This window comes from Streptomyces boncukensis (assembly GCF_011045075.1).
Lineage (GTDB): Bacteria > Actinomycetota > Actinomycetes > Streptomycetales > Streptomycetaceae > Streptomyces > Streptomyces boncukensis.
Genome location: NZ_JAAKZZ010000632.1, coordinates 1 through 3,672 on the forward strand (window position 1 = coordinate 1; position 3,672 = coordinate 3,672).

Genomic DNA, 3,672 nt, shown 5'->3' on the forward strand with positions numbered 1-3,672 from the left:
GGGCCGGGGCGCTGGTGTGGCTGTGGGGCCGTACGGAGGGCCGCTGGGGGCCGGCGATCGCCGAGGGCGACGAGGCGTTGAACAACGCGATCCAGGGCGCGCTGCCCGGGGTGCTGCGGGTGGCGGCGGTGGCGAGCGCGCTGTTCCTGCTCTGGCGCGCCCGGAGACCGGCCGCCGCCGCCGAGTGAGGCAGGTCACCGAATGAGGGAGCCGCGCTGAGGCGTACCCCGTAAAGCACCGTCAGGGGCAGCCCCGGGGCGTGCCCCTGACGAGGCATGCTCTGGTGCAACAGATACGTAAGGGCGTACGATTTGCACGCCTCGTCCAGCACGGGGTGACAACTTCATGCGTACGCGACTGGGGAAAGCCGGTGGAAGACCGGCGCTGACCTGCAACCGTGAGCAGCGCGCCCGCGCTGCGAGCCGGACCGCCCAGCGCGCTACGTGCACTGCTTCCCACTGTCACGGTCTGCAGCGTGGAGCCCTGAGCCTTCTCCGGTACGCCGGGGTTCTCAGCTCTCCGGGGTCCCCGGCGCAGACCCCGAACGAAGGGCACCGACATGTCCCGTGCGCTCCGCGTGCTGGCCGTCGCCCTCGCGCTGCTGTGCGGCGGCGCCGGGTCCGGTCTGGCGACGGCGCCGGAGGCGGCGGCGGTCCAGGCCCGGGGCAAGCCCGGGTTCTGCCCCGACGGCCGGGGCGTCACCGTGGTCGTGGACTTCCGCGAACTGGGCGGGACAACGCTCGTGCGCTGCGCCGTCGGCGGCCAGAGCAGCGGCCTCGCGGCGCTGAAGGCGGCCGGGTTCCGGGTGGCGGGGACCAGCCGCTGGGGAGAGTCCTTCGTCTGCCGGCTGGAGGGCAAGCCGGGTGCGGGCCGCGAGCCGTGCGTCGACACCCCGCCCACCAAGGCGTACTGGTCGTACTGGCACGCGTCCAACGGCGGCCGCTGGACGTACAGCCAGCAGGGCGCCACGTACCGCACCCCGCCCCAGGGCAGCTTCGAGGGCTGGTCGTTCTCGCTCAACCGCCCCGAGGGCGCGGCGCCTGCGCCCCGGGTGGCCCCGCGCCGCCCGGCCGCAGGCGGCTCCGGCAGCGGCTCCGGCAACGGAGCGAACGGCGGCAACGGCGGAGGCGGTGCCCCCGCGCCGGGCGGCGGCGGCAACGGCCCGGCGGCGGGCTCCGGTTCGGGCTCCGGCAGTACCGGCGGCGGGCCCGCGGCGCCCGGAAGGGACGGCGGGCGCGGCGGCGACGCCGCGCCCGGAGCCGGCACCGGGCGCGGCGGCGGAGCCGGGGACGGCGCGGACGGCGGGCAGCGCGGGGACGGGCGGCGCGGCCCGGACCAGGACGGGCGCGGCGGGAAGTCCGGGAAGTCCGAGGAGTCCCCGTCCGCCTCCTCGTCCGCTTCGCCCTCGCCCGGCGCCTCGGACTCCGGCTCGCCCGGCCCGGCCGTCTCCCCGACCGAGGCGGCGGACTGGTCGGGCGGCGAGAACCGGCGGGCCCTCGACGAGACGGGCTCCTCGGGCCCGCCGACGGACACGCTCTTCGGCATCGGCATGGCGACCCTGCTGGTCGCGGGCGCGGCGGTGGCGGCGTGGCGCCGCAGGGCGGCCGCCCCGAAGACCGGTGCGTCCGGTGCGCCCGGCGCCTCCGGTGCGTCCGGCGGCGGTCCGCGGGAGCCGGAGGGCCCGGAGTGAGGCGACCGCTGCCCAGGGCCCTGCACCCGGCGGCGTGGTGGCTGTGGGCCCTCGGCATGGCCGCGGCCGCCAGCCGCACCGCCAACCCCGTGCTGCTCGTGATGATCCTGGGCGCCGTCGCGCTCGTCGTCGTACGCCGCCGCGACGACGCGCCCTGGGCCCTCGCCTTCCGGATGTACCTGGTGCTGGGCGCCTGCATCGTGGCGCTCCGGGTGGTGTTCCGGATCGTCTTCGGCGGCGGCGAGGGCAGCACCGTGCTGTTCACCCTCCCGCAGATCACGCTGCCCGAATGGACGGCCGGGATCCGGCTGTTGGGCCCGGTCGCGGCCGAGCAGGTGCTGGGCGGGCTGTACGACGGGCTGCGGCTGGCCACCATGGTCGTCTGCGTGGGCGCCGCCAACGCGCTCGCCAACCCCAAGCGGATGCTGAAGGCGCTGCCGGGCGCGCTGTACGAGGTCGGCACGTCCGTCGTGGTGACGCTGACCGTCGCGCCGCAACTGGTGGAGAGCGTGCGCCGGGTGCGCCGCGCCCAACTGCTGCGCGGCGGTACCGCCCGGCGCGGCCCGCGCGCGCTGCGCCGCATCGTGATCCCCGTCCTGGAGGACGCGCTGAGCCGGTCCCTGCTGCTGGCCTCCGCGATGGCCGCGCGCGGCTACGGCAGCACCGGACGGGCCGCGCCGCGCGCCCGGCTGCTCACCGGCACGCTGGTGATCGCCGGACTGCTCGGTGTGTGCGCGGGGCTGTACGGGGCGCTGGGCGCGAGCACTCCGGCGTATCTGGGGACGCCGCTGCTGCTGGCCGGACTCGCCCTGGCGGGCTGCGGGTTCGTGCTCGGCGGGCGGCGGGTGCGGCGCAGCACCTACCGCCCCGACCGCTGGCGGACCCCCGAGGTGCTGGCGGCGGCCTGCGGGCTGGCGGCCGCGCTGCTGATGCAGCTGCTGGCCCGGACGGACGCCGCGGCCCTGTATCCGTCGCTCTCGCCGCTGACCTGGCCCGAGGTGCCGCCGTTGGCGCTGCTGGCGGCGCTGGCCGGGGCGCTGCCCGCGGCGCTGACCCCGGCGCCCGCCGCCGCGCCCGGCGCCCGGGGCGCACCCCCGGGCGGCCCTCAGGACGGCCCTCAGGACGGCGGCCCCCGCGCCCCGGAGCGCGTGGAGGTGGCCGCGTGATCGACTTCGACGACGTCACCTTCAGCTACGCGGACGCGCACGCGCCCGCCCTGAGCGGGGTGGACCTCCATCTGGGCGAGGGCGAGCTGTGCCTGGTCACCGGCCGTACCGGGGTCGGCAAGTCCACGCTGCTGGGCGCGGTCAACGGCCTCGTCCCGCGGTTCACCGGCGGGCGGCTGAGCGGCCGGGTCAGCGTGGCGGGGCTCAGCACCGCCGACGCGCCGCCGCAGGAGTTCGCCCCGTACGTGGGGATGGTCGGGCAGGACCCGCTCGCCGGGTTCGTCACGGACACCGTCGAGGAGGAACTCGCCTACGCCATGGAGCAGCTGGCGATTCCGCCCGACGTGATGCGCAAGCGGGTGGAGGAGACGCTCGACCTGCTGGGCATCGCCGAGCTGCGGCACCGGCCGCTGGCCACGCTCTCCGGCGGCCAGCAGCAGCGCGTCGCGATCGGCTCGGTGCTCACCGCCCACCCGAGGGTGCTGGTGCTCGACGAGCCGACCTCCGCGCTCGACCCGACGGCGGCCGAGGAGGTGCTGGCGGCCATCACCCGCCTGGTGCACGACCTGGGCACCACTGTCCTCGTCGCGGAGCACCGGGTGGAGCGCGTACTGCAGTACGCCGACCGGCTCGTCCACCTCCCCGGCGACGGCCGGGTGGTGGACGGCGAACCGGCCGTGCTGATGCGCGAGTCGGACGTCGCGCCGCCCGTGGTGCGGCTGGGCCGGCTCGCGGGCTGGGAGCCGCTGCCGCTGTCCGTACGGGACGCGCGGCGCCGGGCCGCGGCGCTGCGCGAGCGGCTGGACGGCCGTACGC

The 3,672-nt window shown here is 77.3% G+C and carries 3 protein-coding genes and 1 pseudogene; all 4 read left to right on the plus strand.

Going from position 1 to position 3,672, the window contains the following annotated elements:
• Window positions 1–188: pseudogene (locus tag G5C65_RS33310) on the plus strand (hypothetical protein); the annotation flags it as partial.
• A 371-nt stretch (window positions 189–559) separates the two neighbouring features.
• Window positions 560–1,690 (plus strand): hypothetical protein, encoded by a 1,131-nt coding sequence (locus G5C65_RS39775; RefSeq protein ID WP_241266238.1) that lies wholly within the window; start codon window positions 560–562, stop codon window positions 1,688–1,690.
• On the plus strand, window positions 1,687–2,856 hold the full coding sequence (locus G5C65_RS33320; protein ID WP_165302796.1) for a CbiQ family ECF transporter T component: 1,170 nt from the start codon (window positions 1,687–1,689) through the stop codon (window positions 2,854–2,856). Before G5C65_RS39775 ends, G5C65_RS33320 begins: the two co-directional genes overlap by 4 nt.
• The coding region (locus G5C65_RS33325; protein ID WP_165302797.1) for an ATP-binding cassette domain-containing protein at window positions 2,853–3,672 on the plus strand (820 nt) is incomplete at its 3' end. The genes G5C65_RS33320 and G5C65_RS33325, both read left to right, overlap by 4 nt.

Coding starts and splice junctions, on each gene's coding strand:
- G5C65_RS39775 (WP_241266238.1), top strand. CDS start 560: ATGTCCCGTGCGCTCCGCGTGCTGGCCGTCGCCCTCGCGCTGCTGTGC.